We start from the raw sequence: 6,338 nt of genomic DNA, 5'->3' as shown, positions 1-6,338 counted from the left end.
CAAAGGGGTTCGGGGGGTTATTGCCCGCCACCGAGGGCGTGAACATAGGTCGCCAGCACCTTGACCGTGGCCGGGTCAAGCCGTTCGATCCAGGCCGGCATGCTGCCGCGTCTGGCATTTGTGATGCTTTCGATGACCGTGGGCCGGTCGCCGCCATAGAGCCAGATGCCGTCCGACAGGCGCGGTGCGCCCACCTCGTGCATGCCCTCACCCCGCTCGCCATGGCAGGCGGCGCAATTGTCGGCATAGATCGCGGCCCCGCGGCCGATGGCGGCAGCGTCGCCCCCGTTGCCCGACAGCGACAGGACGAAATCGGCCGTATCGGCGATCTGCTCCTTGGTGAGAATGCCGTCAGCGCCGAAACGCGGCATGTCGGCGAAGCGGCTGTTGTCGTTGGCGTTGCGGATGCCATAGGTGATGGTCTGCAGGATCTGGTCCGGCGTGCCGCCCCAGATCCAGTCATCGTCGGCCAGGGTGGGGAAGCCCACGGCCCCCGCCCCGCCGGCCCCATGGCAACCGGCGCAATTGTCCGCGAAGGCGACCCGCCCCGCCGCCTGGACATAGCCCATCAGCGCCGGGTCCCGGCGGATGCTCTCGATATCCAGTGCCAGTATCTGCTCGCGCGTGCCGGCCTGCGCCTCCTTCTGGGCGGCCAGGGTGTCCGCCACCTCCGCCCGCCGGGTCCAGCCCGAGGTGCCTTCGAAATGGCCGGTCAGGCTGGGCCAGGACGGGAAGACAAGCGTATAGGCGAGGCCCCAGACGATGGTGGCATAGAAGGTGTAGAGCCACCATTTGGGCAGCGGCGTGTTCAGTTCCTTGATGCCGTCCCACTCATGGCCCGTCGTTTCCGTGCCCGTGGTGGCGTCCTTCTCGATCTTGCTGGGCATGGTGTCACCTTTCATCGCCGGCCGGGCCGGCACCGTCATTCAGCGGGATCATGGCATCGGCCTCGAACCGGCGCTTCGCCCCGGGGCGGAAGGCCCAGATGACGATGCCCATGAACAGGACCAGGAACCAGACGACCCAGAGCTGTTTCAGCAGGGGAAGAAATTGTTCCATGACCGCCCCCTCACTGCTTCAGGTCGTCGGGATTGATCTGCGTGAAATCGACCAGCGTGCCCAGCATCTGGAGATAGGCGACCAGGGCGTCCATCTCCGTCACCTCGTTCGGCTTGCCGTCGAAATCGCCCAGATGCGCCTTGGGATAGCGGGCCAGGAAGGCGTCTGTATCCTCGTCCGGCAGGGCGCCGGCCTGGATGCGCAGGTCCTTCACGGCATTGGCGACCATTTCGTCCGTATAGGGCACGCCCACCGTGCGGTTGGCCTGCAGGTGACGGTCCATGTCATCGAACGTCAGCGGCCGGTTCAGGAACGGATAGGCCGGCATGATCGATTCCGGCACCAGCGCCCGCGGATCGTTCAGGTGGGCCACATGCCAGTCGTTGGAATATTTGCCGCCGACACGGGCCAGATCGGGGCCCGTGCGCTTGGAACCCCACTGGAACGGATGATCGTACATGCTTTCCGCGGCCAGGGAGTAATGACCGTAGCGCTCAACCTCGTCCTTGAAGGTGCGTATCTGCTGGCTGTGGCAGGTATAGCAGCCTTCGCGGATATAGATGTTGCGGCCGGCCAGTTCCAGCGGGCTGTAGGGGCGCACCCCGTCGACACGCTCGATGGTGGTTTCCACCGTGAACAGCGGCACGATCTGCACCAGACCACCGATCGACACGGTGATCAGGGTCAGCACCGCCATCAGGATGACGTTCTTTTCGATGATCGCGTGGGAGAATTTCATGGTGGCGCCCCTCCTTACTCGGCCGCCACGGCCGCGGGCCGGGCCACCGGCTCCAGGGCCGGGGCGCTGCGCACGGTGCGGATCAGGTTGTAGGCCATGATGATGGCGCCCGTCAGGAACAGCAGGCCGCCGATGCCGCGGATGATGTAGTAGGGGTGCATGGCCGCGACCGTTTCCACGAACGAATACTGGAGGAACCCGTATTCGTCATAGGCGCGCCACATCAGGCCCTGCATGATGCCGCTGACCCACATGGCCGTGATGTAGAAGACGATGCCGACCGTGGCCGTCCAGAAATGCCACTCCACCAGCCGCTGCGAATAGAGGCGCTGACGCTTCCACAGGACCGGCACCAGATAGTAGATCATGCCGAAGCAGATGAAGGCGACCCAGCCCAGGGCGCCGGAATGCACATGCCCGATGGTCCAGTCGGTATAGTGCGACAGGCCGTTGACCGCCTTCACCGACATGACGGGCCCCTCGAAGGTGCTCATCCCGTAGAAGCCGACGGCCGTGACGGAGAAGCGCAGCGACGGGTCGGTGCGCAGCTTGTCCCAGGCACCCGACAGGGTCATGATGCCGTTGATCATGCCGCCCCAGCTCGGCATCCACAGGATGACCGAGAAGACCATGCCCAGCGTCTGCGTCCAGTCGGGCAGTGCCGTATAGTGCAGGTGGTGCGGGCCGGCCCAGATATAGAGGAAGATCAGCGCCCAGAAATGGATGATCGACAGCCGGTAGCTGTAGATCGGGCGGTTGGCGGCCTTGGGGATGAAATAATACATCATGCCCAGGAAGCCGGCCGTCAGGAAGAAGCCCACGGCATTGTGCCCGTACCACCATTGGATCATGGCGTCCTGCACGCCCGACCAGGCGATATAGCTCTTCGTGCCCGTGAAGCTGACCGGAACGGTCAGGTTGTTCACGACATGCAGCATCGCAATGGTGATGATGAAGGCCAGATAGAACCAGTTGGCCACATAGATGTGCGGCTCGCGGCGGCGGATGACGGTGCCGACAAACACGATCAGGTAGATGACCCAGACCAGCGTCAGCCACAGGTCCACATACCATTCCGGCTCGGCATATTCCTTGCCCTGGGTGATGCCCATGAGATAGCCGGTGGCCGCCATCACGATGAAAAGCTGGTAGCCGAAAAAGATGAACCAGCTCCATTCGCGCCCGCCGAACAGGGGCACGCGGCAGGTGCGCTGCACGACATAGAGCGACGAGCCGATCAGCGCGTTGCCGCCGAACGCGAAGATGGCCGCCGACGTGTGCAGCGGCCGCAGCCGCCCGAACGTCGTCCATTCCAGCCCCAGGTTCAGGGACGGAAAGGCCAGCTGGAACGCGATATAGACACCCGCGGCGAACGCCGCGATGCCCCAGAACATGGCGGCAACGACGAAGGCGCGGATGACATCCTCGTCATACGCCTCGACGGGCGTGGCCGCGGCCGAACCCCCATGTGCCCCGTGGGCGATTGCTACACCCATGACAAACCCCCGGTGTCAGCGGAATATTCCTGGATGGGGCGGGCCTTTGCCCTGTCCCCGACGCTGCCTTCATGGGCCTGCCGGCGGGAGGATGCATTGATATGCGTCAAACCGGGGGCCAGCGGGCGCCGCCGCCCCGCCCCGGTAGCGAACCGTCACATGAACGACACGCAGCGGACGCAGGGATGTAACCGGCGGCGCGGATACTCCCCCGCACCCTCCCTTCTTCCCCGCCGCAAGGGTTATCCCACGATGACGCCTGATCATCCGTTCAAGGTGCTGTTCGTCTGCCGCCGCAATGCCTCACGCAGCCTCATGGCCGAAGGGCTGCTGCGCAAATGGGGGATGGGCCGGTTCGAAACCTTCTCCGCCGGGCCCGACCCGCGTGAGATGGCGGACCCGATCACCCTGGACCTGCTGGAAAAGGTCGGGATCGAGACCGACACCCTGCGCCCCAAGCACTGGGACCTGTTCACCGGTCCCGAGGCGCCGGCACTGGACTTCGTCTTCTTCGTCTGCGAGGAGGCGGCGGCCAGGCCGGCCCCGCTTTGGAACGGCAACCCGATGCAGGCCACCTGGCGCTTTCCCGACCCGCTGGCCCTGGAAGGGTCGGAAACGGAGCGCCGTGCCCTGCTGAACCTGGTGTTCGGCATGGTGGAACGCCGGGTGAAGATTTTCTGCGCGCTGCCCGACCATCGCCTGGCCCGCCTGACGGCGCTGGAAGCATCCGACATCGCCCTGGCGGGGTGAACCCCATCGGGCGGACGGGAAGCAGGTGCCGATCGCACCCGTGCCCGTCACGCCGCGGTATCATACCATCGTCAGAATGTTCGACCGATGGGCATGACGGCGTCCGCCGCCGTACCGAATTGCCAACGGTATCAGAAGCCGCTTTCCCGGCGCAGGACGGCAATGGCGCCGGTCAGCAACCGGCCGGCGATGCTTTGGCGCTGCGCGTCGATATGGACCTGACCGCGCAACACCATGGCGGGGACGCCGTTGCCGGTCACGGTCAGCAGCACACGATAGACGGCCTGTTCAGGAACGGGGCCGCGCTGGGGATCGGGCAGGGCCGCGATGCCGCCGCCCTGGAGGGATGCCAGTTCGGCCACGGGCGCCAGCCGGGTCGTCGCCGCCGTGGCAATGGTGTCCAGCCGGAGCGAAAGCCGCGCCCTGTCCCCGGCCTCGGCAATGAAATGCGCTTCGGCGCCCACCTCCAGCCGCTTCAGATCGCGCTCCCCGACATAGGCTTCCACGACGGCACCGCCCGGCATCACCAGCGTGCCCAGCCATTCGCCGGCCGCCACCCATTCCCCCGATGCCAGCGGATGCGACATGTCGGCCAGCACACCGTCGAACGGGGCGGTGATGGTCAGCCGTTCCTTTTCCAGCAGCAGGGCGGCGCGCTTTTCCAGCGCTGCGGCGTAATCCTCCCGCACCACCCGCAGGCTGGCGGCGGATGCCCGGTCCAGCACCAGGAAACTATTCTGCCAGCGCAGGCGCAGCAATTCCCGGTCGACATTGGCCAGCCGGTGGTCCAGCAGGGGATCGACCAGCCGGAACAGCGGCTCACCCGCCTGCACCGCCCCGCCCGCCGCCGGCAATTGCGCAAGCTGGGCGCCCGCGGGGGCATAGAACTGATTCTGCTGTGCGGCGCGCAACAGGGCCGGCGCCCGCACCGTGCCGCCCCAGGGCAACAGCAGCAGGCCCAGCCCAAGCGCCACGAGAAGCCCGGTGCGCAAGGTCGCGGCGTTCCAGCGCAACGTGGTGCGACGCTTGGACCATTCCTTCATTTCCTTCCAGACCGGCATCCCGATGAACCATGCAAGCTCGATGATGAAGAGAAAAATGCCCAGCAGCTTGAAGAAGAAGTGATAGACCAGCAGGGCGATGCCCAGGAACAGGAAGAAGCGGTAAATCCAGGTGCCATAGGCATAAAGCGTCAGCAACCGTTCCAGCCGCGGGGGCAGCACCTCCGGCTTCTCCTCCCCCAGCCCGAACAAGGCCTCCCGCAGGCGCCAGCGGCCCAGGGCAAAGGAACGATCCTGCAGGTTGGCCACGTCCAGCAGGTCGGACAGCAGGAAATAGCCGTCGAACCGCATGAACGGGTTGGTGTTGACAGCCAGCGTCAGCAGCCAGGTGGTGGTCGCCACCATGAACGCGGCGCTGCGCAGCATGCCGTCGGGCAAAAAGCTCCAGGCCAGCGTGGCATAGCAGGCCAGGGCCAGTTCGCTGGCCATGCCGGCGGCACCGATGGCCAGACGCTGTTGCCGGCCGCGCAGTTTCCAGGCCGCCGAGGTGTCCGTGTACAGCACGGGAAACATCACCAGCAGCGCTACCCCCATGCTGGACACGCGGCAACCATAGCGCTTGGCCGTGAAGGCATGACCCAGTTCGTGCAGCACCTTGGTGAAGGACAGGGTCAGCGCGGCGATGGCCGCCCCCTCCAGGGTGAAGAAATGCATGAAGGTGGATGTGAAACTGTCCCATTGCCGCCCGGCCAGGATCAGGCCGACCAGCCCGGCCAGCAGGGTCAGCCAGAAAAAGCCCCGTGTATAGACGAAGGCGACATGCGGCAGCGCCTTTTCCAGCCAGGGATCGGGCCGTACCAGCGGGATGCGCACGAACAGATAATTCTTCAGCAGCCACTTGGACCAGCCCATACGCTGGGCGCCGCGCTGTTCCACCAGCCGGCCGATCGCATCGGGCCCGCGCACCTGCAACAGGTTGGCGCCGGCCAGAAACTTGGCAAACTGTTCCACATCCTCGACATCCACATCCAGGGTGGTCGCCTCGGCCACGGCGGCCGCCACGGCATTGGCCTCGCCCAGGTCCCAGCGGGCCAGCATCTCCATCTCGGGCCAGCCGATCTGGAAGAAGCGGTTGCGGGCCGGGTCCTCCAGCGTCCAGCGCGGCGCGCCATACCGGTCCGGCGGGGCCTGATGCAGGTGCAGTTCCTCCCGCAGGGCAGGCAGCGGAACGGGACGGGGGCCCGCATCGGCGTCCTGCTGCTGGCCGGGCATGGCGAGCGCGATGGCCATGTC

The 6,338-nt window shown here is 65.8% G+C and carries 6 protein-coding genes; 1 reads left to right on the top strand and 5 read right to left on the bottom strand.

From position 1 onward, the window contains the following. Positions 1-17 precede the first annotated feature (17 nt). The 4 genes from ccoP to ccoN are packed head-to-tail and all read right to left on the bottom strand — an operon-like array spanning position 18 to position 3,294. A complete protein-coding gene (ccoP, locus tag ABC728_RS01970; RefSeq protein ID WP_416618557.1) occupies positions 18-887 on the bottom strand; it encodes a cytochrome-c oxidase, cbb3-type subunit III in 870 nt (289 codons plus the stop codon). 4 nt (positions 888-891) lie between these two features. Continuing rightward, a complete protein-coding gene (locus tag ABC728_RS01965) occupies positions 892-1,059 on the bottom strand; it encodes a cbb3-type cytochrome oxidase subunit 3 (RefSeq protein WP_416618558.1) in 168 nt (55 codons plus the stop codon). Between the two features lie 10 nt (positions 1,060-1,069). Next, positions 1,070-1,798 (bottom strand): cytochrome-c oxidase, cbb3-type subunit II, encoded by a 729-nt coding sequence (ccoO, locus tag ABC728_RS01960; protein WP_416618559.1) that lies wholly within the window; start codon positions 1,796-1,798, stop codon positions 1,070-1,072. Between the two features lie 14 nt (positions 1,799-1,812). Next, a complete protein-coding gene (gene ccoN / locus ABC728_RS01955; RefSeq protein WP_416618560.1) occupies positions 1,813-3,294 on the bottom strand; it encodes a cytochrome-c oxidase, cbb3-type subunit I in 1,482 nt (493 codons plus the stop codon). 252 nt (positions 3,295-3,546) lie between these two features. Here ccoN and ABC728_RS01950 point away from each other — a divergent pair, with 252 nt between their 5' ends. Then, positions 3,547-4,044 carry an arsenate reductase ArsC gene (locus ABC728_RS01950; RefSeq protein WP_416618561.1) on the top strand — a complete coding sequence of 166 codons (498 nt, stop codon included), beginning with the start codon at positions 3,547-3,549 and terminating at the stop codon, positions 4,042-4,044. Between the two features lie 131 nt (positions 4,045-4,175). On the opposite strand, the gene ABC728_RS01945 is transcribed toward ABC728_RS01950, so the two are convergent. Next, positions 4,176-6,335 carry an HlyD family efflux transporter periplasmic adaptor subunit gene (locus ABC728_RS01945; protein WP_416618562.1) on the bottom strand — a complete coding sequence of 720 codons (2,160 nt, stop codon included), beginning with the start codon at positions 6,333-6,335 and terminating at the stop codon, positions 4,176-4,178. Between the last annotated feature and the right edge of the window lie 3 nt (positions 6,336-6,338).

The organism is Niveispirillum fermenti (assembly GCF_052474395.1).
Note: the sequence above shows the minus strand (reverse complement) of the source record. Positions and strands in the feature narration are given on the sequence as shown.